This is a genomic window from Candidatus Magnetobacterium casense, assembly GCF_000714715.1.
Classification (GTDB): Bacteria; Nitrospirota; Thermodesulfovibrionia; order Thermodesulfovibrionales; family Magnetobacteriaceae; genus Magnetobacterium; species Magnetobacterium casense.
In genome coordinates this window covers 119,708-145,374 of the sequence record NZ_JMFO01000003.1, presented here as the reverse complement: position 1 = coordinate 145,374, position 25,667 = coordinate 119,708, and the positions used below count along the sequence as shown (strand labels likewise).

The following is a 25,667-nucleotide window of genomic DNA, read 5'->3' as shown; positions in this document are numbered from 1 at the left end:
AATCGTGGTCTGATATCGATCTAATGATGGATTTGGACTTTATAAGCCTATGTAAAATCTCTATTATTTAAGGAGCAGGGATTATGGATGATGGTTTTTTACCCTTGGGGGCTAACAGAAATCTTGGTTCACTGATTCAGTTTTCCCGTAAGCATTTAAAGCGGTTCGTTATGATTGTCATAGCGGGTGCGATCCTGTTGATGTCTTCCTATATTTTCGAGCAGGTTGATGCCGGGGAAATATGTATCATTCAAAATCCGATCACCGGTACATTGTATATCTATACGACGCAGGGGATAAAGCTGCAACTGTTTGGCAAGGTTACAAAGTACAAAAAGAGCATGCAGTACTGGTTCAGTTCGATGAAAGACCAGGGCGCCCAGGCTGATGAATCCATCAAGATACGCTTTAACGACGGCGGACACGCCAATGTCTCCGGCAGTGTCAGGGTAGACCTGCCCCTGGATGAGAAACACCTTACGGCCATACATACGAAGTACGGCAGTCAACGGGCGGTTATGCACGAGCTGGTGAGAACGATCATCGAAAAATCGGTGTATATGTCGGGACCGTTGATGTCCAGTACGGAGTCCTATGCTGCCAGGCGTAATGAGCTTCTTGGCTACATCGAGGACCAGGCCCAGGATGGTGTCTTTGCGACAACTTCGATAGAAACCAAGGTCAAGGACCCCATCACTGGGGCCGACAAGACGGTTACTGTCGTGGAGCTAATAAAGCGTCCCGATGCTCCCGGTGGTCTGGTCAGGCGTGAAACGTCTCCGCTTAAGGAGTTTAATGTGCGGGTCTATAACCTCAGCATCAACAGCATCAAGTACGATGATGTGGTTGAAAAGCAGATTGCCGCACAACAGGCGGCAATAATGGACGTCCAGACGGCCATCGCAAACGCCAAGAAGGCCGAACAACAAACCCTCACGGTGGAACAGACGGGTAAGGCATCCGCAGCCCAGGCCAAGTGGGAACAGGAGGTCATCAAGGCAAAGGCCATAACCCAGGCCGAACAGGAACGGGACGTGGCCAGGCTTACACTTGAAGCGGCAAAGTTCAAAAAGGAAGCGGCCATTACCGAGGGCGAGGGTGAGGCTAAAAAGAAGGAACTCATTATGGCAGCCGATGGCGCCCTGACTCAAAAACTCGCTGTCTACGAAAGCGTTATGAAGACGGCCGTTACGGAGCTGGCCAAGCAGAAGTGGGTGCCGGAGGTCGTCATGGGAGCCGGCAGCACTCAAACCAACGGTGCGACCGCATTTAACGACATGTTGGGATTGTTGAGCTACCAGGTCTTAAAAACCATCAACACCGATATTCAGATTGGAAAACCTAAAGCGACAGATAAGGCCAAATAAATAACGGAGCATAAATGTTTAGAACATTAGGGTTAAGAATAATGGGGTCAAGGGGACTTCTTTCCGGCCGGGGCGCCTCGCCCCTCCCCTTGCGGGGGAGGTCTGAGGAGGGCCAGGTGCGACCTGGAGCGAAAAAGAGGCGGCTCCGCCCTCCTTCTTTCCCCTCTTTCTATCGCCATGAAGACGACTTTTTTTTGCAAGGTACTTAACGACCCCTTTAACGATCCTGTCCTGTTTGTGAGGTTCAGGCGACAGAGCAATGCCTTTGCCTTTGACTTGGGCGACATATCGGCGTTATCCGTCAGGGAGGTTCAGAAGATCGTAAACGTCTTTGTCACCCACATGCACATTGACCACTTCATAGGCTTTGACCCGCTGATCCGCTGCCTCCTGGGCAGGGAGACACCCGTCAACATCTATGGCCCCGAGGGGATCATTGAGGCCGTCCAGAGCAAACTTAAAGGCTTCACGTGGAACCTGATCAAACAATACCCGCTCAAGGTCGAGGTCTGCGAACTGACCGATACCGAGGCACTCCACGCGAGCTTCTACGCACAGGAGGGGTTTTGCCGCATTGACCGCCTCACACTCCCGAAAACCCCTGAGATACTCTCATACGACGGCATATCCGTTGAGGCCTGCGGCTTTGACCACGGCATCCCCGTGTTGGGCTACAGCCTCAAGGAAGACTTCCACATAAACGTCAACAAGGCCCTCCTGGAAGAACGCGGCTTTACCGTAGGCCCCTGGCTCAACACCCTCAAGGCGGCCATCCGCAACGGATACAACGCCCAAGAGTTTGTCCTCAACGACAGGGCCTACACTCTGGAGGAACTCCTATGCCTGGTGCTAATCACCAGAGGCCAGAAGGTGTGTTACATCACCGACATCGCACCCACCCAAGGCAACATCGAAAAGGCCATCGCCCTTGCAACCGGAGCGGATGTCCTGTACATCGAGGCATTCTTCCTGGAAGGCGACAGCGACCGCGCCCTCAGACGCAACCATCTGACAACAGCCCTCGCCGGTTACATAGCTAAAGAGGCAGGCGTCAAGGCCGTCGAGGTCATCCACGTCTCCCCCAAGTACATCAACTCCTACCGTGAGGTCATCAGCGAAGTCCTGGCGGCATTTGGCAACGAAGAAGAACCGCCCTCCGAGGCTGACGTCTAAGTCGTGAGTTCCATCCCTTCCATCGCCACGCTGATCTTAAGCCCTGTGTGGTTCATCTGTGCGTACTTCTCCAGTGCCTGCTCATAAAGACGGTCCATGAACTCATCCGTGTGGACGGGGTCGTGGTGAAAGATGACCAGGTGCTTGACGCCGGCCTTTATGGCAAGCGTGAGGACATGAGTGGTGGAGCTGTGTCCCCAGCCGAGCTTCGATGGATACTCCTCATCGGTGTACTGTGCCTCTGCTATCAGGATATCTGCACCTTTTACAAATTCCACGTTCCTGTTGTTCTGCTCCTCGACTATCGATTCAATTTCCCGGGTTTCCTCCTGTGAGGTCTCCCCGGTGCTTATAAAGTTGTAGTAGGGTTCGTTGTCCCCGGTGTATATGACGGTCTTGCCTGCTTCGGTAACGCGGTAGGCATAGCATGAGACGGGATGGTTCATCAACTTGGTTGATATGGTGAGCGCCCCAATGGTCAGGGTCTCTTCCCTGAGGTCACGGTAGTGGAGCTTTGCCTGAAGCTCGTTTGCCGTTACCGGAAAGTAGGAGTACACCATCTGCTGAGACATGATCTCCTTGACACTCTTGTCATAGTGGGGCGGACCATAGATGTGGATATTGAAACTGGGGATGAAAGCCGGTATAAAAAAAGGGAATCCGTGTATATGGTCCCAGTGCGTGTGTGACAGAAACAGATGCACCGGCACCGGAGGTTTGGATGCCAACCTCCCCCCCACGAGCCTGATCCCCGTCCCCGCATCAAAGATTATCAATGTGCCATCATCTCCGTTTAACTCTATACACGAGGTGTTGCCACCGTATCGCACCGTGCTCTCTCCCGGGGTGGGGATGGAACCACGCACCCCCCAAAATTTAACTTTCATCGTCTGTCCTCGATCCTGTATGTGTGTTAGGGTTTACTATTATTTGCCCCTGAAGGTGAGTTCAACGTCGCCGAAGGATATCTTGTCGTTGTTCCTGATAAAGCTGGCGTCATTTTCCATCAGGGGGGCGTTGTTTACAAAGGTTGGATTGACCCGTGAGCGCGATATGATTATGTATTGACCTTGCTCATACCTCAGGTCTGCCTGATACCGGCTGACCGTCATGCAGTCCGGGGGAAAGGTTATCCAGTCAACCCCCTTGTTTACACCCTCTTCCTGGCGTCCTATCCTGGTGTACGGAGTATGGATAAATATCTTCTTGCCGGCAGACTTGTATACCCCTGCGGTGATTTCAAGGTAACCCGGCAGCAGTTGTAGTGTGACATCGTTCAGTGCAGGGTTGGGCACGTTGGCCATGCCTGCTTTGTTCATCCTGTCGGTGAGAGTATCTTTGTTTGAGGACATGATGTCCTTTATCTCAAATTCAGGTTTGCCGGCAGACTTCTTTCTTATCAGGATAAGGGCGATTATCAGTGCAGCAGCGACACCTGCCACGATAAGCAGGAGTGTGCCCTTGACCGAAGAGGCAGAGTAAGCAGGGCGTGCAGAGTCGGAGTGTTGTGGCACGGTTTCATGGGGTGTGGTATTTCCCAGTGCCAGGACAGTGATGCGGGAGGCATGTATAAATATCCCACCTCCTTTGTCATTACCGGTATCGGTTATGATGACGACCCCTTCCACCCTGATATTGGCCCCGGGGAACAGAGACGTATCCAGGGACTTGACCATTATGACATCACCGTAGCCGTCTTTCAACGAAAACCTGCCCAGCTTGTCTTTATTTGCCATCTCCGCTATGGTATCGACCCTACCTTCAATGACGACCTGTTTATCAACAAACTCATGTCTGTTTGCATAAAGCTCCTTAACTCTGCTAATCTCACGACCTGATGCACTGTGCACGAAAATCAGTCCCACAATTGCAACAAACAAAAATGCCTCTGAAGGTCTCAATCTCAATAGAACACCCTCTCCCTGAAATCGGGAATTTGCCGGTTGCAATACAACACGCTGTCCACCAATGTTTGTTCTAAAGTCTTAAAGTATGGCACTTTTGTTTAAGATGACAGTCAACTCAATCTATGGTAGTAAACAACAACAGCAACGTGCTTGTCAAGTTTTTGGTATCTTTCAATTTTTAATGTCATGCGTTATAATAGATCGTATGGATACTACACCACCAGGCAGTTACGATAAGCTCATCAAAGAGTTGATTCATGGGCGGGCGCGATGAGAGGGAGCTTGTACGACAGATTTTAGGTGAGCTGATGAAGGTCGCTAAAGGACTGGAACTGTCAAGAAATATAAGGACATTAGAGATGCTCTCAAGGTTGAGAGACATGCAAAAAATCGTGATAGAGGAGGCTGGAAAAATGTCACTTGCATACGATTTACCAATAGAAAAGGACCTGAGATTCATACAAGGTAAGGAAGAGGGTTTGGAAAGTGGCCGGGAGGAAGGCATGCAAGATACGATAGAACTTTTGTTAAGGGCCAGATTTGGTGAAGAAGGCTTATCGTTTATGTCGAAGATTCAGAGGCTATGGAGATACGTCAAGGCTCCGCTCAATAACAGAGGCGTTGATAAAGGCCCAGGACATCAGAGAGATTGAGGGATTGCTTTAACGTGAATATATCCATAAATTGAACCAAATCTTTGTGATACAATGCAAGTGATTAGAAACCTGTTTGAGGTCGTGATGCACCTCGATAAGCATCTCTATGACCTGATCAACGGCTATGGCAGTTGGACATATGCCATTTTGTTTATCATTATTTTTTGTGAAACGGGTCTGGTCGTAACGCCGTTTCTGCCGGGGGATTCACTGCTCTTTGCCGCCGGTGCGCTGGCCGCCATTACGCCGATGAAGGTTCACTGGCTGCTCATCCTGCTCAGTCTGGCCGCAATAATTGGCGATACCCTCAACTACTGGATAGGTCATAGCGTCGGCCCTCGGGTGTTTAACAAGGAACACTCGCGGCTGTTCAACAGAGAACACCTGGAGAGAACCAGACGCTTCTATGAAAAGTACGGGGCAAAGACCATTATCATAGCACGCTTTGTACCCATCATCAGGACGTTTGCACCGTTTGTGGCCGGCATCGGTAAGATGACCTACTCACGTTTTATCACCTACAACGTCGTTGGCGGACTGTTGTGGATCACGCTTCTGCTTATGGCGGGGTATTTTTTTGGAAACATCCCGGTTGTAAAGAAGAACTTTACCATTGTCATATTTGCTATCATCATACTCTCTGTCATGCCTGCTGTCTATGAGTATCTCAGCAATAGATACGGAAAGTCCGGTTGAGTCCTGCCGCAAAGTGAAAGCTGCAAGTTCTGTTATCCAAATCGGGGTCTGGTTGATATCCCTATGGATGCTGCCGGCGTTGCTCTTTGGGGCCGACGTATCGCATCCCTACAGCCTGGAGGAGCTTTACCGGTATGCCCTGCAGACCTCCGAAACAATCAAGATATCGCAGGAGGATATCCACATCGCAGAGCAGCAAAAAAACAAGGCCGTTGCGGCTGTTCTCCCAAAGGTTTCGGCCTTTTCACTCTACACGCAATATAACCGTGACAAGGTTGCCTCCGGGGGAATGGTGATGCAACCAAACTCATCAGTAAGCGGTGGCGTCAGACTGGATGAGAGTCTTTCGCTGGGAGGCAAGGAGTTCAAGGCAATTGATATGGCCGAAAAATCAATCGAAAAAAACAGATACGACTACGATTCCGTCACCGAGGGATATCTCTACGGCATCGCTGGGGCCTTCTATGACTGCCTGAAGGCAAAGAAGTCCGTTGAGATAGCACAGGCAAACGTAGGACGACTAACCCTCTACCGTGATGCGGCCAGGAGCAGGTTGTTAGCCGGAGAGGTGACAAAGACCGCACTTCTGAGGGCCGAAGCGGAACTCTCAACGGCCACAACCGAGGTGTTGCAAGCACAAAACGACCTGAAGATCAAAAAGGCTACACTAAAAAAACTCGCAGGCCTAAAGGATGACTCCACGGATGACTTCGACGTCAGAGACACCTCCACCGTAACACACGACCTGGCAAACTGCATTGCAGGCGACATTGAGTGTCTCATACAAACGGCCCTCAACAGAAGGACCGAGCTCAAGTCATACACTACTGCCAGTGAGATTGCCCAAAAGACAATAGAGTCTGCAAGCAGCTCTGCCTGGCCGACGTTGTCCGTAGAGGGCGTGCTTATGAAAAAAGACGACAATCCCGGCTGGTTATTCAACAACACCGAAACAGTCTACGCAACCGTAAAGTTGACCCTACCCCTGTACGAGGGTGGCACCAGGCAAGCCGATATCAGAGAGGCCAAGGCAAAGCAACGACAGAGCGAGTTGGCTGTCCAATATCTGAAAAAGACCATATCCCTTGATGTTGAGAGCGCCTGGTTGCAATACCTGACACAAGAAGGCGTCATAAACTCCCTCAGGGACACCGTGACCTACGCCGCCGACAACTACCACAGCGTAAACAGACAATTCGATGCCGGTCTTGCAACAACACTAGACGTCATGGATGCCAACAACCTGTTGGTTACCTCCGAACGCAGACTCTCAGAGGCCATATACGGCTACGAAATGGCATACCTGAAGCTAAAGCGCTCAATAGGCATACCCTTAATCGCTGTAGTGACCACACTAGAACATCATTAGATTGTTAAGCAACCTAGCATAAACATGTATAACATCACCAGCCTTTATGGGGTCAAGGGGACTGGTCCCCTTGCGGGGGGTTCTGAAGGGGGGCGGAGCCGCCCCTTTCTTTCTTTAATTGGGTTAATTACGTTATAGCTACTTATACTCTTCTGCTTACGTGGTACGGGGGGATAGCCGTTCCCGTTCCCGTTGTGCTGCACGCCAAGCCATATGCGCTATATCGACCACTACAATTTAGCGACATAGTTTGCGACCAGATCTCCTGCCTCTGTCGTTGATATCCCCATGTTGCCGGCGGCGAGGCTCTTTATGTGCTTGCCCGTGACCTCCATTACTGCTCGTTCAATGAGGGTGGCGGATGTCTCCTCACCTAGGTGGCTTAACATCATTGCCCCTGCACAGATGGCGGCAAGGGGATTTATGATATTTTTACCGGTGTACTTTGGGGCTGACCCGCCGATGGGTTCAAACATGGATGTGCCCTCCGGATTGATGTTGCCCCCGGCAGCAATCCCCATACCACCCTGGATCATGGCACCAAGGTCGGTGATTATATCGCCAAACATGTTGTCGGTAACTATTACATCAAACCACTCGGGATTTTTGACAAACCACATCGTAATGGCATCGACGTGTGCGTAGTCGCCCTTGATGTTGGGATACTCACGGGCAACCTCATAAAAGACACGCTCCCACAGGTCAAATGCGTAGGTCAGGACATTGGTCTTGCCACAGAGTGTGAGTTTTTTGTCCTTGTTCCGCCGCTTGCAGTAGTCAAAGGCATACCGGATGCACCGCTCAACCCCCTTGCGTGTATTGACCGACTCCTGGACAGCAACCTCATCAGGGGTACCTTTCTTGAAGAATCCGCCAGCTCCGGCATACAACCCTTCGGTGTTTTCCCTGACGACGACAAAATCTATGTCCTTGGGCCACTTGTCCTTGAGTGGACAGTCTACGCCCGGATAGAGCTTTACAGGTCGCAGATTTACATACATGTCAAGCTCAAACCTCAGTCGCAACAGTATCCCCTTCTCCAGTATCCCGGGCTTGACGTCGGGATGCCCTATGGCACCAAGAAACAGCGCACTGTGCCGCCTCAGATCGGACAAGGCACTCTCCGGTAACACCTCACCGGTTCTGAGATAACGCCCTCCGCCAAAATCATAGTGTGTAAATTCAACTTCAAAGCCGCCCAATGCCGCAGCCGCCTCCAGCACCTTTATCCCCTCACGGATAACCTCAGGCCCCGTGCCATCCCCTCCGATAACCCCTATATTGTACGTCCTGCTCATGTATCTGCCTCCGAATATCTTTAAAAAATCAAACAACCTCAAATATAATACCACAAAACACAATATGACAGGGGCAATTGCATCAGAGAATTTTTATTATAGTGTGTTTCGATTGCATGCGATACAAAGAAAGAAAGGGGCGGCTGTTAATTATCATAAGAATTAACACTAAATTTGGTACCATGGCTGTTTTTCGAGGGGCTATCACTGTCCCTCTAACTTTATAAACCGTTGATTTTAGGGGTAATGCGAGGGAGGGGAGTTGAACCCCTACGGGTTGCCCCACTGGATCCTAAGTCCAGCGCGTCTGCCAGTTCCGCCACTCTCGCACGTACTTGGTAATGTAGCATAAAGCGTCCGTGGCTGTCAATGTCGCCCATTACTTATGTCACAGCAAAATAGAACTGGACGGTTATCGTGGAAACCACGTATAATGCTTTGCAGACAGTCCGTTGCTCATAGAGTGGGGTCAAGGGGACAAGTCCCCTTTTATGCCGGGGGAACTTAGCCGGGGGCGGCTCGCCCCTTTTATGCCGGGGGTCGCTGACCCCTCGCTGACCCCTTGACCCCATAATGCTTAACACTGTCATCACTGAAATATTTACAGAAAGCATCTTTTTGCATCTGTAAAAAACGAACTACCTCAACAGGGCAAGTATGTTCTGCTGCTGACTATTGGCCTGTGCCAAGATCGAGATACCAGACTGTTGTAGTATCATGCCCTTTGTCATATTGGACGTCTCTAATGCGAAGTCTGCATCCATGATTCGGCTACGTGCGGAATATGTTGTCTCGAGAACATTGTCGAGATTTCGTACTATAGCCTCCATCTGATTAGCCTTTGCACCAAGTTTCGCCTTCTCCGACAAGACAGTATTTAGTGCGCCATCTATTATGGCGATTGCGTTAGACGCCCTCGATGACCAACCCGTCACACTGGTAGAATCTGCAACGTAGAGTGAAGCAATGCCGGAATAGGTTATACTAGCATTTGCCGTGTAACTCCATGTAGGGGCTGCTCCATCAACAGATACAAAGGAGTTATCACCTACCTGAGCTACACCAACCGTAGTGGCACTGTGTATGTCCTTTAGGTACGCCATAGCGCCATTCTTACCTGTAGATGTAAATATTTTGCCGCCAAGGGCATCGGTATTCATCGAAGTAATAATGACGTTTATGCCTGCATCACTGGCAGCATAACTTACATGCAGCCTGGTGTTAAACATACCGCCCAGGAGTCTCCTGTCGTTGAACTTTGTCTGTTCTGCTGTCCTGCCGATTTCCTCAATCAAGGCGTTAACCTCGTTCTGCATGTAGGATACGTCCGTAACACCGTACTGACCGCTCATGGCCTGTACGGCAAGCTCCCTGATCCTCTGCAGGTTGTTGGTTATCTCATCCATTGCACCCTCTGCCGTCTGGGCAATAGAGAGACCATCGTTAGCGTTTCTCACCGAAACCGTCAGACCACGTGTCTGGGTCGTCATCCTTGTTGCAATTGCCAATCCTGCTGCATCGTCCTTTGCCGCGTTGATCCTGTATCCAGACGATAACCTCTGCATGGCCTCAGTTAAGATCGGTTGAGTCTTTCTCAGATTCCTCTGCGCATTTAGCGACATCACGTTTGTTTGAATTACAAATGCCATATTGCACCTCCATTATCATTATATAGCCATTTTAAAATAAACTGATAGCAGCAAGTGCAATTTTAATGCCAACAATTAAAGGTGCTGTTTGTATTGTTACACTTACCAAGATAATAGCCTTCTGAGTTATATCTGCTCAGGGGGGTTAGCATGGAATAAGGGTGAAAATTTTTTACAGTGCCAGGAAAAATTTTCTTTCTGCGGCAATCATCCCAAGGCAGCAATGACCTGCGCTATTACCCGATTGCTCAGGAGCATCCCCCTGTGCGTAAGGCGTAAAATGCCGTCATTGAAGCTCACCAGTCCCTCCCCCTGCAGTTCATCAACAACGTGGTTCATGACAGCCCTCACCCCCTCGCTGGTTCTCAGCCCCAGGAGTATAGCCTCCTGTTGTGCAAGCGGGGGATTTATTTCAATAACCCCCTCAACCGGCAACGTACCAACAGCGATGGCCCTGATGTAATCGTTGACACTGGCGATGTTTGAAAACCTCCTGCCGCCTGCGTATGAGTGAGCCCCTGCCCCTGCGCCAACGTATCCACCGGTACGCCAGTAGTTGAGGTTGTGGAGGCATTGATACCCGGGACGGGCATAATTGGATATCTCGTAGTGTATGTATCCGTTTGCAGTGAGATAGCCGGCGGTAAGGTCAAACATCTCAATGGCCACATCCTCAGGGGGCAGGGTCAATCCGGCCCTTGCAAGTGGCACGGAGGGTTCAAGCGTCAGCTCGTAGGCCGATACGTGTGAGGGGGCACAGGCTACAGCCTCAACCAACGTCGAATGCCAACTGTCATGACTCTGACCGGGAACGGCGTAGATCAGGTCTACAGAGTAGTTGCTGAAGACCTTGGCCACGGTCTCAATTGCCCTCCTGGCCTGATTGCCGTCATGCAGCCTGTCCAGCGTCTTGAGTATGGCATCGTCAAAGGACTGCACACCGATACTCAGGCGGTTTATCCCAACGTCTTTTAGCAGGACGAGCTTTTGCGGATCAATGGTCAGGGGGTTGGCCTCGGTGGTGATTTCGGCGTCGGTGGCCGACTCGAAGTGTTCCCGGATAAACGCCACCAGTCCTGCCAGGCATTCACCCTCAAGGGCCGTGGGCGTACCACCCCCTATGAAGACGCTTTTCAGCGGGCCAAGCTCACTCCGTCGCAGGAGCAGCTCCACCTTTAATGCCTCAACGTACTGCCCTGCCATGCCGGTGTCCAGGACAATCGAGTAGAAGTCACAGTAGCCGCATTTCCTCAGACAAAACGGAATGTGTATGTATAACGCTGTCTCCACAATGGTTTATCGGACAATGATGTTACCTGAGATATTTCTAAATCTCTTGCCATATTTGAATTTCAATCTTTATCCAGTGTGCTATAGAATCTCTTTGCCTCATCGAGGTCAAGCATTTCATTGTCAGTGTCATCGGTCATGAGGCGATAAAGTCCATAATCCTCGAGGATTTCTTCAATCTTGTTAAAAGTCTCTATGTCTACTTCCACTGCAAGTCTGTTGTTGTTTTCATCAACGACATACTTTTTAACTATGTTTAACATAATCTATATCTCCATTCTATTGCTATCTACGCTACCTGAGATATTTCCTGCCCCGCAACTCTGCCGGAAGGTACTCCTGTTGCTCCTTGTAGTCGTGATCGGGGCTGTACTTGTAGCCCTTGCCATAACCGAGGTCTTTCATCAGCCTGGTGGGGGCATTGCGGATATGTAGCGGTACGGGTAGATTGCCGTATTCCCTGACGTCCGAGGCCGCCTGAGCATAGGCTGTATAGAGTTCGTTGGACTTGTTGCTCTTGGCCATGTAGACAACCGCCTGAGCCAGGATGACGTTACACTCCGGCATCCCGATAAACATGCAGGCCTGATAGGCGGCAACGGCCTGTTCCAGTGCCCTGGAGTTGGCCAGACCGACGTCCTCGGAGGCAAACCGGATCAGACGACGCGCCACATACAACGGGTCTTCGCCAGCCTCCAGCATCCTGGCCAGCCAGTAGAGTGAGGCATTGGCGTCTGAACCGCGCATTGCCTTGTGCAGTGCGGAGATGATGTTGTAGTGTTCCTCGCCGTCCTTGTCGTAGAGCAGATGCGATTTCTGAAACGCCTCTTGCACGAGTGCCCCGGTAATGGTCACCTGGCCGCCAGATTCGGCTCCCATAACGGCGATGTACTCCAGGGCATTGAGCGCAGCCCTGGCATCCCCGTTGCTCATCCGGGCCATCAACAGGGCATCCGTTCTGCCAAGACTGATGTCTACCCCTCCAAGGCCGTTTTCCTTATCCGCCAGTGCCCTGTCAATAATCCTGACGATATCAGATTCACTCAGTTGCTTTAAGACAAACACCCGACACCGGGACAACAGTGCCCCGCGTACCTCAAAGCTGGGATTTTCCGTGGTGGCGCCAATTAACACAACCACCGCCTTCTCCACATATGGCAGCAGGGCATCCTGCTGGGCCTTGTTCCACCGATGAATTTCGTCAATGAAGAGGACAGTCCGCTTATCGTTGGCGCTGTTACGCTGCGCCTCCGTGATGACCTCCCGCAGATCCTTCAGCCCGCTTGATACCGCACTTAGCGCACGAAACTCCGCCCTGCTCTGACCGGCAATAATTGAGGCCAGGGTGGTCTTGCCACTGCCAGGAGGCCCCCAGAAGATCATCGATGGCAGTTGGTCGCCTTCTATGGCCTGTCTCAACAACTTACCCACGCCAACGATTTCATCCTGCCCCAGGAAGTCTTCCAGGGATTTGGGGCGCATCCTGTCAGCCAATGGGGGCAGGTGCCTGACAGGTCTGCGGTTGTCCGTCATGTGCTTAGGGAGTTACGGCGTTATTTCAGCGACTTCATTTTCTTCTTGAGATTAGCAATAACTATATTTATCTTTATTTCGTACATCCGCACAAACATCAGTTCGAAGACCCTGCCGGCAATTGGAATATGGACAACATAGTCAGCCGTATAAGACAGCCTGGTTGCTCCATCTGCAGGCTCCAGCTTGAAGGACTCGGTGACTTCGGTGTATTTCCTGCCCTTAAGGCCGCACATGTTCCTGAAATCGAGGCGATGATTTCTGACCACGTCCGTATTTTCACTGGCCACCTCGACGTTCGTTATGCCGGCCATGTTAAACATCCAGTTGTAGCTATAGCCGCCATTGGGAAGGGCCTTTGTATCCCAGATTTTAGTGATCCTGGGGTATAGCTCCCTCCAGTTGTCCGGGGAGTTGAGATAGTTAAAGACCACCTCTGGTGAAGCCTCTATCGTGGCATCCTTTTTTAACTTAACCATTAAAAATTTACCTCCATATTTTTTTCTAGTATTAAACCATAACTAATATATTTCTTGCTTGCCGTAAAAGGTAGCACAACTTAATCACCTCATAAGTTGGCATAGTTCCCTTTCTTTATTCTGTCAACTAAATATGGACTAATAGCTCGTTCGGTCAACAGGTCTACGCTTATGCCAAAGGTCTCGGATAATTCTTGTTCGATGCCAACGATATCAAAGAGCGTTTTCTTTGCTGAGAATTCAACAAGTATGTCCAAAATCACTCTCAGAGGTCTCCTCACCTCTTGCGTAAGAGCCAAATATTGCAATACTCCTTACACCGTGAGGTTTAAGGAGTGTGATTATTTTTTGCTTAAGTTCTCTGTTATCCATAAGTAAATCCCTCTTTGCCGCGGGGTGCATACCCCCCTTTCAGATTATTATACAATATGCGATCAAAAAAATCATATTGTCGCTTCTTGACATTTAAATTGCTTATTGTTATGAGCCTCTTGCAAATCTCAAATCAAGCAATTATCGTGCCCCCCAAATATCATTTAATATCAGCCACTTGCAAAATGAGTTTTTTGCTATATTTTACATAACATGTACTCTTCTGCAAATTCTTTAATACGATAGCCCTGCCATGTCGAATGTCTAATATACGATTGACTTTTCATAGCGTTTTGTTTATCCTAAAATGCAAGTAAGACGACATAGTTTCCGATATCAGTAAAAAGGCGGTTTTAGCGTGAAAAGACGGATAATGTTTATATCTCTGCTGCTGTTGCTTGCAACTGCATGGTGCTTTGGCAGCACATGGGATTTGTTGTATGCGGCCTCAGGTGACGACGAACTGGTTCAGAGGCTAAGGCAGTCAGCAAGCGGGCAGGTGATACTGACCTACCATCGTGGTACGGGGCGTGTCAGTTTCATGAGATTTGATGGCGCCGCAATGCTGCCTCGTGTGCGTGGGCTGACGGAAAGCGCCACGGCAGAGGCAGCGGCAAGGGGGTTCCTTGACGGTTATGGCAGGCTGTTTGGGCTTGACTCCCAGGCGGAAGAACTTAAGGTTATGCGGCAGATGACAACCGGGGACGGCAGGTCGATAGTCAGGTTCCGGCAGGTGTATAACGACGTCCCTGTCATGGCCGGTGAGCTGATAGTCCAGATGGATGCCAAAAAGAACGTCTTAACCGCCAACGGGGAGGTCTCTCCTACGCCTGTTGTCAAGACAACGCCATCCGTAGAGCCGGATGCAGCCAAGGCAGAGGCACTGAGGCTGATAGCGAAGCATTACGACACCTCACAGGCAAAATTGTCTGCCGACACACCGCAACTGTGGATATACAACCCCGTCTTGCTCGACCACGGACGCAATATTAATACCCTTGTCTGGCGGATGAACGTCAAGGCAGATGCACCAGGAACAATCAATGAACTTGTACTGGTCGATGCACAAACCGGGCGTATTGCCCTGCACTTTAATCAGATCAGGGACGCAAAAAACAGGGCTATATACGATAAAAAAAATGTCCGGGATGACTTCCTCCCGGGTTCTACCCCTGTCAGGAGTGAAGGTCAGGCCGCTGTCGGTATAAAGGACGTCGATGACGCCTATACATATATTGGTGACGCCTATGATTTTTATCAAAGCATCCACGGCAGAGACGGTTACGACAACGCAGGCAGTCGCATAGTTGTCACGGTCAGATATTGCCCGGAAAATACCGGAGATGACTGTCCCTATGAAAACGCCTATTGGGATACTGAGAGCAAACAACTTGTATTTGGCAGTGGCTTTGCTTATGCCGATGATGTCGTTGCCCACGAATATACCCACGCAGTTACGCAAGCTACGTCCAACCTCTTTTATTACTATCAATCTGGCGCCATTGACGAGTCGCTCTCCGATGTGTGGGGAGAGTTCGCAGACCTGACAAACGGACATGGCAACGATACTGCAAGCGTAAGGTGGGCAATGGGTGAAGACCTCCCTATCGGGGCTATACGCAACATGAAGAACCCGACGTTATTCAAAGACCCAGATAAGATGAGCAGCAGCAACTACTACTGCGGTTACAGAGACAATGGCGGAGTGCATACAAACAGCAACATCAGCAACAAGGCCGCTTACCTGATGACCGATGGCGATACCTTTAACTCAAAAACGATTACGGGTATTGGCATCACCAAGGTTGCAAAGATATACTACGAGGCTCATAGCCACTTACTCACCTCCGGCAGCGACTACGCAGACCTCTACAACGCCCTTGAGGCGGCCTGCAACACGCTGATTAGCACCTCAGTGACGACATCGGCGGACTGTCTACAGGTGAAAAATGCCCTCGAAGCCGTGGAAATGAACCAACAGCCATCGGAATGTCCATCTGCCGATGCCCCGGTCTGTGATAGCGGTTTGCCAAAGAACGTGTTTTTAGACGACCTTGAGAGCGGCCCTGATAAGTGGACCCATAGCGCCATAACAGGCTCCGATGCGTGGAACGCCCACGAAGAAGGCTACGCAACAAGCGGTAAATACAGCATCTACGGCGAGGAGTCCGAGACGCTGTCAGAGTCGGCCATTATGATGACTACACCTGTGGTTATTCCACAGAAGGCATATCTGCACTTCAGTCACGCATACGACCTTGAGGCAAACACCAACAAGTTACTTGCCCAGGACATAGGGCGTGTTGCATACAGCACGGACAACGGTGTGTCATGGACTGATGCCGGCCCCCTGTTTACACACAACGGTTATAACTTTAAGAGTCAATATGATGGCGCTTATGGGTTTAGTGACATCAGCAACGGCTACATCTCAAGCCGGCTCGATCTAAGCTCTCTGGCCGGTAAAAGCGTCAGATTCAGGTTCAACCTCAAGACCGATGTTGGCACGGCCTTTCTGGGTTGGCTCATCGATGACGTCAGAATATACACCTGTGAGGGTGGCACTGCGCCAACACCAAAGGCAAAGGCGGACTTTGACGGCAACGGCAAGGGCGATATCCTACTGTACGACACCGCTACCGGCAGCACCAGACTCTGGCTGATGGATGACCTGAAGGCTGTCAGTGACAACGCAATTTACACGCAATCTGACCTCGATTGGCAAATAAAGGGCATTGGCGACTTTGACGGCTATGGTCAAAGCGACATCCTCTGGTACAACACCAAAACCGGCACGGTTTACATCTGGTTTATGAGCGCATCATCGGTATTGGCGCAGGGCATAGTGGCAACGCAGCCTGACCTCGGTTGGCAAATAAAGGGCATTGGTGACTTCAACGGCGATGGCAAGGACGACATCCTCTGGCAAAACACCAAAACCGGCATGGTCTACGTCTGGTTTATGAACACAGCATGGGTGTCGTCACAGGGCACAGTGGGCACACAGCCTGATACCGGTTGGCAAATAAAGGGCACAGGCGACTTCAACGGCGATGGCAAGGACGACATCCTTTGGCAAAACACGACAACCGGAGCTATATATATCTGGTACCTCAACGGCACCAAAATCACCTCTGCCAACTCCCCGCTGACTCTGGCAGATACGACCTGGCAGATAAAGGGCATTGGTGACTTCAACGGCGATGGCAAGAATGACATCCTCTGGTACAATACCTCAACCGGGATGCTCTACATATGGCTAATCAACGGCGGTATCATTGGCAGTGGTTCTCCGGCAACATTGCCGTCAAACATGCAGGTTGTTGGCATTGGCGACTTCAACGGCGACGGCAACAGCGACATCTGTGTCACAGACAAGCCAACCGGTCAGTTGTATATCGGTCTGATAAACGGTACGGAGGCAACATCGGTTGGTTCCCCCGGCGCCTTAACCGGCCACACCTGGAAAGTCATCCCCGATGGTTCAAACATGCCGTTGTTTTAAATGCTACCTTAAATCGTAGATAGCACTCCAGTCCGGCGTGGTCGCATCAGGGCTAATTTGTTCTCTGTTGCCAAAATCCATCCAACTCTCCCCTAACCCCTCCCATAAAGGGAGGGTAATATGACGATGTCTCTCTAACCTCCCTCCCCTTGTGGGAGGGAATGGGGGAGGGGGATACCTCATTTACCTATTCACTTTAAGAAATAGCCTAAATTTAATAGTCGGATAAATTCCAGTGAAGTAAACTTCACAACATGGGTACCTGTACGGACCTCTAATAATACATCTCATGGCGCATTTTACAACGTTTTACATCATGGTGCTCATATGGCAGTGTCACAAAACATGTGAAGTAAAATTCACTGGATTTTTGTTTTTTAAATAGTCCACAATTAAACTGGTGTTCATAGCTTTCGGTGTGAGCATCAACAGGCATAGCCTGCATAGATTATAGTTATAAGGACTTGGAGGACATTATGGAAATGAATACTAAAGAGATAGGTTTTTGGAATCGGTTAAGAAACAAGGCTTTGTATCTTGCCCCATTTACCGAGATAATGTTAGGCATCCTTGGTGTTTTGCTTACCGTCGTGAGCATTATAATGACCGTAAAAATTTATAACTATCAACAAATGCAAGACGATGTAAATGCAGCCATTACAGAACACATAAAAGATTCTTCCAAACAGATAGCCATTTTATCTTCAATAACATCCGTAAACAGCATCTTGAATTTACTAAAGGATAAAGAAATAAATTGCGAAATAGACTATTTTGAATTTGCTATTATAAATATTGTAGAAAGAGCTATGGAGACATATGTAAAAGATGATGATGAATACAAGAACTTTATACGTAACATGTATATTCAACCATGTTATACGAATGTTATGAGAGTAGGATTCCAAGACCCAAGAGCAGCTGAATTCAATCAAAGTTTACTTAAAGAGGCAGATAAATCTTATAAAGAGCAGTACTATTCAAGATCAGCGTTTTACTATAAGCTTGCTCTGATTCAGGTATACGGAAAAGGATTTCCCAACCAACCTAATTTGAAAGATGCTGAAGACAAGATAGGAACAAATCCAAAGAAGGCAAGTGAGCTATTTGGAGAATCTTACAATAAAGTTAAAATTACATCACCTGAAGAAGGTAACTCAGTTGGGTGTGCGTTAAAAGTGACAGGAACTGTCAATTATGCTGCTAATAATAACGATGATATATGGGTTTTTTTGCATGTAAAAACCCTAAAAGGGCGATGGTGGCCACAACCAATAGCAACAGTAAAAGGAAGTAACTGGAGAGCAATTGCAACTGTTGGTATTCCACGTAACATTAATGAAGAGTTTGAGATAGCAGTTGCAACTTTCAATAAAGAAAATTCAGATATGTTACATAAGTATTTCAAAAAAGCCGACGAGCTTGGCCAATATCCATATATTAAGTTTCCAGACTCAACATCTACGCCCCACATTGTAACCGTTAAAAAAACATCCCATGATGGCTGTGACTAGTGTTCAATATAATTTACAAGATCACTACGCATAAATATTATGGAGCGTACACCTAAACCTCCCCTCTGAATTTAAATACCGCTGAAATGAGGTTATAAAGGGGTCAAGGGGTCCGTGACCCCTTGCAGAGGGTTCTGAAGGGGGGCGGAGCCACCCCTTTTTTTCTTTGTCTTTTCTTTTTATGCCTTTTCTTCTTGACTTTTCGGTGTGTAATCTCAGATAATAGACCGTGAGTTAAGAGAATTTCGTATCAGAATATCAAATATGTTGATGGGCAATAAGAAGGAGACACGATGCAAGACAGACTCGTCATCAGAGGCATAGAATTTAGTTCAAGACTGTGGGTGGGCACAGGCAAGTACAAGGATTTTGAGGAAACGGCCAGGGCCATAGAGGCATCCGGTGCGGACGTTGTTACCGTTGCCATACGCAGGGTCAATCTCACGGACAGAAGCCAGCCAGCCCTGTTTGACTTCATAGACCCCAAGAAGTACAAGATACTGCCCAACACGGCAGGGTGCTACACGATCGAAGACGCCCTCAGATACGCCAGACTGGGCCGCGAGGCATGTGAGACGGACCTCGTGAAACTGGAAGTCATCGGCGACGATAGAACACTGTTCCCAGACGTATGCGCACTGCTAAAGGCGACGGAGGTGCTTGCCAAGGAGGGTTTTATCGTCCTGCCCTATACCAGCGACGACCCCATAACGGCAAAGCGCTTGGCCGATGCCGGGGCAGCCGCCGTGATGCCGCTTGGAGCGCCCATTGGGTCTGGGCTGGGGATACGAAACCCGTACAACATCAAGATAATCATCGAAACGGTAGACCTTCCGATTGTCGTTGACGCCGGCGTGGGGACGGCATCGGATGCGGCCATTGCCATGGAGCTTGGCTGTGACGCCGTGCTCATAAACACCGGCATTGCGGGGGCAAAAGACCCCATCGCCATGGCCAAGGCCATGAAACACGCCGTTATCGCCGGACGATACGCACACAAGGCCGGGAGGATTGCAAAGAAACTCTACGCAACGGCAAGCAGTCCACTTGACGGCATGTTGCTGTAACTATAAATCATGCAGACGATTGATTTCAGGCTGTACCTGATCACGGACAGGAAGACTGCCAAAGTCCCGCTTGAGGAGGCCGTTGAGGAGGCGTTCAGGGCGGGACTTAAGGCCGTGCAACTGCGGGAAAAGGACATGACCGGCAGGGAGGTGTTGGCCCTTGCAACGAAACTCAGGGAACTGTCAGCCAGGTATGGCGCCAAACTGTTTATCAACGACAGGGTTGACGTGGCGCTCCTGGTGGGGGCCGATGGCGTTCACCTGGGGCAGAGCAGTATGCCGATCCCGGTGGTGCGTGGGCTGGTGGGGGAGAATGTGCTAATAGGTCAGTCAACCCACAGCCTGGATGAGGCAACGGAGGCGGCCAGGAAGGGGGCCGATTTTATAACGCTGGGGCCGGTTTACGAAACGCCCTCCAAGCTGATGTACGGCGCCCCCGTGGGAATAGAGACGCTTCAGAAGGTCAGGAAAAAGGTCAAGGTTCCCGTGTTTGCCATCGGAGGGATCAAGGTGGACAACGTTGGGGATGTTATGGGGAGCGGGGCTGACGGCATTGCCGTCATTTCTGGGATACTGTCAGGTGATAGTGTCTTTGATGCGACAAAAAAATATTTGGAGTCACTATGATTACGAGAATAGATGAGGCCCGCAAGGGTATAATAACCGAAGAGATCAGACAGGTAGCAATTGCCGAAGGACTATCACCAGAGACAGTCTCAGCCGATATAGCCAATGGTTACACCGTGGTATCCAGAAACACGCTCCGCAACATCAAGCCGCTGGGGATTGGCAAGGGGATGACCACAAAGATAAATGCCAACATCGGCACGTCCAAGGACCACGTATCAGTGGAAGAGGAACTGGTCAAGCTCGCCATGTTGGTAAAGTACGGCTCGGATGCGGTGATGGACCTCTCAACCGGCGGACCAATCAGGGAGCTGCGCCGGAGTCTCACCGAAAAATCCCCCGTCTCCATTGGCACGGTGCCCATATACGAGGCCGCCGTTGCCACCATCGAGCGACATGGCAACATCTTTAAGATGACTGCCGATGACCTCTTTGACGTCATAGAGTTGCAGGCTAAGGAGGGCGTGGACTTTGTCACCGTCCACTGTGGACTGACACTCAGCGCCATAGAGCACCTCAAGGCACAGAGACGTGAGCTGGATATCGTAAGTCGCGGTGGGTCGCTGCTGCTTGAGTGGATGGTCTACAACAACAGGGAAAATCCGCTCTATGAGCAGTACGACCGGCTCTTGGAGCTGGCCAAGAGATACGACCTCACCCTGAGTCTTGGTGATGGTCTGCGTCCGGGCTGTCTGGCCGATGCCACGGACAGGGCACAGGTGCAGGAGCTTATCACGCTTGGCAAGTTGCAAAAGACGGCGTTGGAACACGGAGTTCAGAGCATTATCGAGGGTCCCGGACACGTTCCGCTGCATCAGGTGGAGATGAACATCAAGCTGCAGAAGTCGTTGTGCAGCGGGGCACCGTTTTACGTCCTGGGGCCGTTGGTGACGGACGTAGGCGTTGGCTACGACCACATAACTTCGGCCATCGGAGGGGCCATAGCCGGGGCAGCAGGGGCGGATTTCCTTTGTTACGTTACCCCCTCGGAGCACGTCCGGCTCCCGGATATTGACGATGTTATTGAGGGTGTTATAGCGTCCAAGATAGCGGCCCATGCAGCGGATATTTCCAAGGGCATACAGTCAGCCATAGACAGGGACAGGCAGATGGCGCGCTACAGGAAAAAGCTCGATTGGGAAGGGCAGATATCCCTGTCCTTTAATCCCGACAAGGTTCGTGCCATGCGCTCTCACATGCCGCCTGCACAGTCGGAGGTATGCAGTATGTGTGCGGATTTATGTGCCATCAAGACCGTGCAGCGTGCCCTCTACGGTTAAAAAAGAAAAGAGAGAAGGGGGGAGGGCAGGGCGATTTGCCCTCTCTGCTTCTTTAGAGCAGCCCTTCAATCTCCCTGATGTCCTCTGCAGTTATCAACGCATCAGTTATTGCATAGAGCCTCGACTCATCTTTATACATTCTGATCTTTGGCATAAGGGCTAAACCTCTTTCGCCAAATTTTCTCCTCAACAAAGTCTCAATCATATTATGCATACCTTCTACCCGGCCTTCTACCCGGCCATTTTCTATACCCTTCTGCACTCCTTGCATGAATCTTATATCCGTCTCCAAGTCGTATACTATCGGCATTTTATCCACCTCCTCTATTCTGATCTGTTTCATGTCCCTCAACTTTGAAAAGACCTCTGTTTCCTTTATATACATCGACAGGTCCAGGCCTCCTATGACGTTTACCAGCAGCTCCCTTAATATCTCCTTCGCAAATGATCGCTCATCGCGATCCCCTCTGTTACACAATACGGAAAGAACTATCTCATTAGGCACTCTGGAGTATAAAAACCGCTCGCAGGGGATACTTCTGATATCAATCAGATTGTATTCGTAGTGGACGCCGGGCATATCCAGGGCGTTGTTCATAGCCATCTTGTCCTTGCCGATGAAGACAACGTACTGCTTTATTATGACCTCGTGCACCGAATAGAGATGGACAAAGTACCGCAGCATTCTCTTGAGCGTATTTTTAAGCTTCTTGGGGGATCATTTGTACTCTGAATTTCGGCGTGTGCGATAAAGAACGGTTCATCACGGTTTTCCACCTTGATGACAAAATCCGCCTCCCGCTCGTCCGTCAACTGCGTCACGACGTTGAGCTTGCTGACCTTATCGGCCTTGATCCCCAATACTTTCTCTATCAGGGGGCGCTCGATCTTTTCAAGAAGCTCCTTCATGAGCTTGTCGTAACTCCCTTGCCCTGCCAGTGTATCCATAACTATATTATACTATACGGAGACTAAAAACTGCAGACAAAAAATCCTTGACAAACCCAAGGCAATCGCATCAGAGAATTTTACGAATTGTTAAGAGTTTACCTTATGTTTAAAAATCAAGGTTGCGCAAGATGGGGTCAAGGGGACTGGTCCCCTTGCGGGGGGTTCTGAAGGGGGCGGAGCCGCCCCTTTCTTTTTCTTGCGGACTTATCCGGTGCAGAGTTTCATGGCAAGCTGCTTAATCTCTCTGGAAAACGTGGAGGCTGCATTGTAAGTCACCAGCGGGGCAGTGTGCGCAAGCGATCTACGTATATCGCTGTCTTCCGATATGGACATGATAACGTCACAGTTGATATTGAGGAACTTGCGGGTAATGCCCTTTATGGCACTGCCAACGGTGGCGGCCTCCTGGGGCGCATGTACCCGGTTTAGCACCAGAAGGGGGTTGTAGGTGGCGATAAACACCCGCGCCGATTCCGTAACCTGGGCGTTTATCGCTCCCGCTTGATTGAAGAGGTCATCCATGGTCGCTATTTGAGGGTGATTTTCAAAGTCCAGCGCATTCTCAATGAACCTGACAAGTTCGGACGTCCCCTTTGCCTTGAAGTAAAACAGGAGCTTTTTGTACATCGAGGTCTTTATAAAACTGTATATCTTTAGCAGCGAGTTGACCTCCGTAGTCGTTATGAGGAGTCCCTTGTTGGCAAAAAACAGAAAATCCACCACGCTGTTCGATGAACCGGCCGCAAGGTCAAGCAGTATGACATCGGCATTGAGCCTCAGCACCTCTCTGACCAACCTCATCTCCTGATGCTCGGACATGTTGCTCACACCGGGGATGTTGGATACGCCGCAGACAACCTGCAAGTTTTTGACGCCAGAGTCTATGAGTATCGATGACAGACCTGGCACCTTCTTCAGTATGAAGTCGTCCAGCGACACGGTGTCCTTGATACCAAAAAAGGTATGCAGGTTTGCCCCGCTAAGGTCGAGGTCAACCGCTATGACCTTCTTGTTCATCATTGCCAGGGTGGCTGCAAGATTTGCCGCTATCGTACTCTTGCCTACTCCCCCTTTGGGACCAACGATGGCTATGACCTGTTTGTCCACTCATGCCCTCCCGGTGTGTGTCTCCATAGCGACAATATCATTTCAGGTTGAGAAAGCCGCGCAAGTCATTCAAGAGCTTATCGTCATCCTTGGCGGCAGACGACGGTCGTGCATCTGCCGCATCTTTTGAGGCCATAAGCGCCTTCACCTTTGCAACAATGAGGTCAGGGTCAATGGGGACTGATGCACAAAAATTCATGCTTCTGCATTGAACCTCAAAGTCCGTGTTGTCGTGGGGAGCCTTCAGGACAACTGCGTGCATCCGTGCAAAGATGTCTGAGGCAGCTTCTTTAAAGGCCTTCAGCTCTGCGCGTGTATAGCTGTAGGCGTCAATGATCACAATCCCGGGTAAGATCGTGCGGGTAAAGCCATTGGTATTTACCGCTCCGGGATGCCCGGGGGGGTTGTTGGCATATATTGAGAGCTTGTAGTTCATGGGTTTGTTGGCTGATAAGACGGCAGATATCCCTGCCTGCTGCAAGGCATGAAGTATCACCTGTGCCCTGATGGCATTGGCAGAGAATATGCAGACGTCTTCGGCCATTGCAGGGGTTATGACTCCACGGTCATGGCCATTTTCAGGGCACCCTTTGCCGTGGTATTCAGAGGGTCACGCGCTATCCTTACCTCGGATATGTCTATGGGCATGTTGCTTCTTCTAAGGGTTTCGTCAAATTTCTCCTTAAACCCCTTGGGCATGGCCGTGCCTCCGCTTAAGACTATCGGAATCGGCGCCGATATCTTGGGTATATTGTCCGAAGATGAAATCACACCCCTGAGGGTATCAACCAGCGTGTTGATCAGGTCCAGGTAGTAGACGTGCAGTGCGGTTTCTATCCTGTTCTTGGGGAGGACTGACAGATCGAGCGCCTCCTCCTTGGTCACCTTTATCTTGGTTGCCGGCTCGCCCACTTCGCGGCTGACCATCGCATCTATATAGTCTCCGCCCTTCTGTATGCTAAAGGTAATGACGGGTACCGACAGGTAGGACAGACACACGTTACACATGCCACCGCCCATGCTTATTCCGATCCCCGTGAAGTTGTCATTGACAAGCTCTTCCATCACAATGGCAAGTGCCTCGTTGATGGAAATTGGCGTGTAACCAAGCCCGCCAAGGTACATCTTGATGATCGACTCATAGCCGGCCACAAACGTAGGGTTATCCACGGGAATCCCGGGGATACTGAAACATATATACTCACCAAAATTCTTTGGTTTCTTGACAAGCGTGTTTATTATCGCCTGGATGATCGTTATGCCGTCGTCTTCCCTGGAACTCAGCAGGCCCTTTTCCATTGGTCTGCGGGTGTTTTCGTTGAACATGTTCGCAAAGTTCTCCGCAGAGTAACCTATGATATAGTACAGCTTGTTTTTCTCAAAAAACAGGACATTGTTCTGCGTCAAAATCTTTTTGGTAAACTTGGATTGTATGACAGGGAAAAATGCGTTTAACTGCTTTGCTATGTGCAGGTCGGTTCCCTTGTTCTGGGCCATGACGATGTTGCTGGTGCCAAGGTCAAGCCCTACCGGTCCCTTGGGACTCTCTGCCTCCGTGGATATTTGTCTTGCCGGTTCGGGTGCCGCTGTACGTTGTTGGGGTGGGGCAGGGGGTGGGGTATCTGCTGCCCATGCATCGCGCTGCACGGGGGCGGACTGTACCTGGGGTCTGTCTTCGGCGATGACCTTTTCTTCTGTCTGTTTGCGTTGTTCCATCTCTAGGATACGGCTTCTTAACAGTTCCACCTCATCCTTGTACTTGCTGAATTCGTCTGCCATTGTTACGTGTCCTCCTGATTTTTGCTATATGTTGTATAAATATTTTTT

General features: G+C 50.0%; 25 protein-coding genes and 1 tRNA gene. 10 read left to right on the top strand and 16 right to left on the bottom strand.

All coding sequences use genetic code 11. From position 1 onward, the window contains the following. The first annotated feature begins 170 nt into the window (after nt 1-170). The gene (locus tag Mcas_RS02350; protein WP_162176235.1) at nt 171-1,367 is read left to right on the top strand and encodes an SPFH domain-containing protein; all 1,197 of its coding nucleotides are present in this window, start codon (nt 171-173) and stop codon (nt 1,365-1,367) included. A 177-nt stretch (nt 1,368-1,544) separates the two neighbouring features. Then, nucleotides 1,545-2,540: an MBL fold metallo-hydrolase gene (locus Mcas_RS02345; RefSeq protein ID WP_052566732.1), complete on the top strand. Its 996-nt coding sequence runs from the start codon at nt 1,545-1,547 to the stop codon at nt 2,538-2,540. Here Mcas_RS02345 and Mcas_RS02340 read toward each other — a convergent pair. Continuing rightward, nucleotides 2,537-3,427 (bottom strand): MBL fold metallo-hydrolase, encoded by an 891-nt coding sequence (locus tag Mcas_RS02340; protein ID WP_040333851.1) that lies wholly within the window; start codon nt 3,425-3,427, stop codon nt 2,537-2,539. The two genes, Mcas_RS02345 and Mcas_RS02340, sit on opposite strands and share 4 nt — an antisense overlap. Nucleotides 3,428-3,466: 39 nt before the next feature. After that, the gene (locus Mcas_RS02335) at nt 3,467-4,447 is read right to left on the bottom strand and encodes an FHA domain-containing protein (RefSeq protein WP_156033030.1); all 981 of its coding nucleotides are present in this window, start codon (nt 4,445-4,447) and stop codon (nt 3,467-3,469) included. 257 nt (nt 4,448-4,704) lie between these two features. Between Mcas_RS02335 and Mcas_RS02330 the strand changes: the two genes are divergently transcribed. From Mcas_RS02330 to Mcas_RS02320, 3 genes are all read left to right on the top strand, one after another. Then, nucleotides 4,705-5,100, top strand: coding sequence for a hypothetical protein (locus Mcas_RS02330; RefSeq protein WP_040333849.1), 396 nt, complete (start codon nt 4,705-4,707; stop codon nt 5,098-5,100). A gap of 54 nt (nt 5,101-5,154) precedes the next feature. Further along, nucleotides 5,155-5,799 (top strand): DedA family protein, encoded by a 645-nt coding sequence (locus tag Mcas_RS02325; RefSeq protein WP_040333848.1) that lies wholly within the window; start codon nt 5,155-5,157, stop codon nt 5,797-5,799. Nucleotides 5,800-5,866: 67 nt separating this feature from the next. Further along, complete coding sequence (locus tag Mcas_RS02320; protein WP_040333847.1) at nt 5,867-7,168, top strand: TolC family protein; 1,302 nt, start codon at nt 5,867-5,869, stop codon at nt 7,166-7,168. A 230-nt stretch (nt 7,169-7,398) separates the two neighbouring features. Here Mcas_RS02320 and Mcas_RS02315 read toward each other — a convergent pair whose 3' ends face one another. The 9 genes from Mcas_RS02315 to Mcas_RS19395 all read right to left on the bottom strand — a co-directional run bounded on the left by Mcas_RS02315 (nt 7,399) and on the right by Mcas_RS19395 (nt 13,789). Further along, nucleotides 7,399-8,466 carry a 3-isopropylmalate dehydrogenase gene (locus tag Mcas_RS02315; protein ID WP_040333846.1) on the bottom strand — a complete coding sequence of 356 codons (1,068 nt, stop codon included), beginning with the start codon at nt 8,464-8,466 and terminating at the stop codon, nt 7,399-7,401. Nucleotides 8,467-8,713: 247 nt separating this feature from the next. Further along, nucleotides 8,714-8,795 (bottom strand) — tRNA-Leu (locus Mcas_RS02310). 309 nt (nt 8,796-9,104) lie between these two features. Then, nucleotides 9,105-10,115: a flagellin N-terminal helical domain-containing protein gene (locus Mcas_RS18455; RefSeq protein WP_040333845.1), complete on the bottom strand. Its 1,011-nt coding sequence runs from the start codon at nt 10,113-10,115 to the stop codon at nt 9,105-9,107. 207 nt (nt 10,116-10,322) lie between these two features. Further along, nucleotides 10,323-11,405: a radical SAM family heme chaperone HemW gene (gene hemW, locus Mcas_RS02300; RefSeq protein WP_040333844.1), complete on the bottom strand. Its 1,083-nt coding sequence runs from the start codon at nt 11,403-11,405 to the stop codon at nt 10,323-10,325. 62 nt (nt 11,406-11,467) lie between these two features. After that, the gene (locus tag Mcas_RS02295; protein ID WP_040333843.1) at nt 11,468-11,668 is read right to left on the bottom strand and encodes a RelB antitoxin-like protein; all 201 of its coding nucleotides are present in this window, start codon (nt 11,666-11,668) and stop codon (nt 11,468-11,470) included. Between the two features lie 31 nt (nt 11,669-11,699). Beyond that, entirely contained in the window at nt 11,700-12,938 is a 1,239-nt protein-coding gene (locus tag Mcas_RS02290) for a replication-associated recombination protein A (RefSeq protein ID WP_052566731.1), read from the bottom strand. A gap of 20 nt (nt 12,939-12,958) precedes the next feature. After that, nucleotides 12,959-13,417 (bottom strand): SRPBCC family protein, encoded by a 459-nt coding sequence (locus Mcas_RS02285; RefSeq protein ID WP_040333842.1) that lies wholly within the window; start codon nt 13,415-13,417, stop codon nt 12,959-12,961. 89 nt (nt 13,418-13,506) lie between these two features. After that, entirely contained in the window at nt 13,507-13,680 is a 174-nt protein-coding gene (locus Mcas_RS19400) for a nucleotidyltransferase family protein (protein ID WP_200873614.1), read from the bottom strand. Next, nucleotides 13,658-13,789: a nucleotidyltransferase family protein gene (locus tag Mcas_RS19395; RefSeq protein WP_200873613.1), complete on the bottom strand. Its 132-nt coding sequence runs from the start codon at nt 13,787-13,789 to the stop codon at nt 13,658-13,660. Before Mcas_RS19395 ends, Mcas_RS19400 begins: the two co-directional genes overlap by 23 nt. Nucleotides 13,790-14,147: 358 nt before the next feature. Here Mcas_RS19395 and Mcas_RS16100 point away from each other — a divergent pair, with 358 nt between their 5' ends. From Mcas_RS16100 to thiC, 5 genes are all read left to right on the top strand, one after another. After that, complete coding sequence (locus Mcas_RS16100; protein WP_052566730.1) at nt 14,148-17,294, top strand: M4 family metallopeptidase; 3,147 nt, start codon at nt 14,148-14,150, stop codon at nt 17,292-17,294. 476 nt (nt 17,295-17,770) lie between these two features. After that, nucleotides 17,771-18,808, top strand: coding sequence for a hypothetical protein (locus tag Mcas_RS02270; protein WP_040333841.1), 1,038 nt, complete (start codon nt 17,771-17,773; stop codon nt 18,806-18,808). Nucleotides 18,809-19,101: 293 nt separating this feature from the next. Continuing rightward, a complete protein-coding gene (locus Mcas_RS02265; protein WP_040333840.1) occupies nt 19,102-19,875 on the top strand; it encodes a thiazole synthase in 774 nt (257 codons plus the stop codon). A gap of 9 nt (nt 19,876-19,884) precedes the next feature. Then, entirely contained in the window at nt 19,885-20,502 is a 618-nt protein-coding gene (gene thiE / locus Mcas_RS02260) for a thiamine phosphate synthase (protein WP_040333839.1), read from the top strand. Beyond that, nucleotides 20,499-21,782: a phosphomethylpyrimidine synthase ThiC gene (gene thiC / locus Mcas_RS02255; protein ID WP_040333838.1), complete on the top strand. Its 1,284-nt coding sequence runs from the start codon at nt 20,499-20,501 to the stop codon at nt 21,780-21,782. The genes thiE and thiC overlap by 4 nt, the downstream gene beginning before the upstream one ends. 52 nt (nt 21,783-21,834) lie before the next feature. Here the strand turns inward: thiC and Mcas_RS02250 are convergent, their stop codons facing one another. From Mcas_RS02250 to Mcas_RS02230, 5 genes are all read right to left on the bottom strand, one after another. Further along, nucleotides 21,835-22,467 carry an RpnC/YadD family protein gene (locus Mcas_RS02250; protein ID WP_156033028.1) on the bottom strand — a complete coding sequence of 211 codons (633 nt, stop codon included), beginning with the start codon at nt 22,465-22,467 and terminating at the stop codon, nt 21,835-21,837. Then, nucleotides 22,422-22,730 carry a hypothetical protein gene (locus Mcas_RS02245; protein ID WP_040333836.1) on the bottom strand — a complete coding sequence of 103 codons (309 nt, stop codon included), beginning with the start codon at nt 22,728-22,730 and terminating at the stop codon, nt 22,422-22,424. Before Mcas_RS02245 ends, Mcas_RS02250 begins: the two co-directional genes overlap by 46 nt. 207 nt (nt 22,731-22,937) lie before the next feature. Then, complete coding sequence (locus Mcas_RS02240) at nt 22,938-23,840, bottom strand: nucleotide-binding protein (protein WP_040333835.1); 903 nt, start codon at nt 23,838-23,840, stop codon at nt 22,938-22,940. A gap of 37 nt (nt 23,841-23,877) precedes the next feature. Next, nucleotides 23,878-24,384 carry a hypothetical protein gene (locus tag Mcas_RS02235; RefSeq protein WP_040333834.1) on the bottom strand — a complete coding sequence of 169 codons (507 nt, stop codon included), beginning with the start codon at nt 24,382-24,384 and terminating at the stop codon, nt 23,878-23,880. 8 nt (nt 24,385-24,392) lie between these two features. After that, the gene (locus tag Mcas_RS02230; protein ID WP_156033025.1) at nt 24,393-25,619 is read right to left on the bottom strand and encodes a disk-shape morphogenesis protein volactin; all 1,227 of its coding nucleotides are present in this window, start codon (nt 25,617-25,619) and stop codon (nt 24,393-24,395) included. Nucleotides 25,620-25,667: the final 48 nt, after the last annotated feature.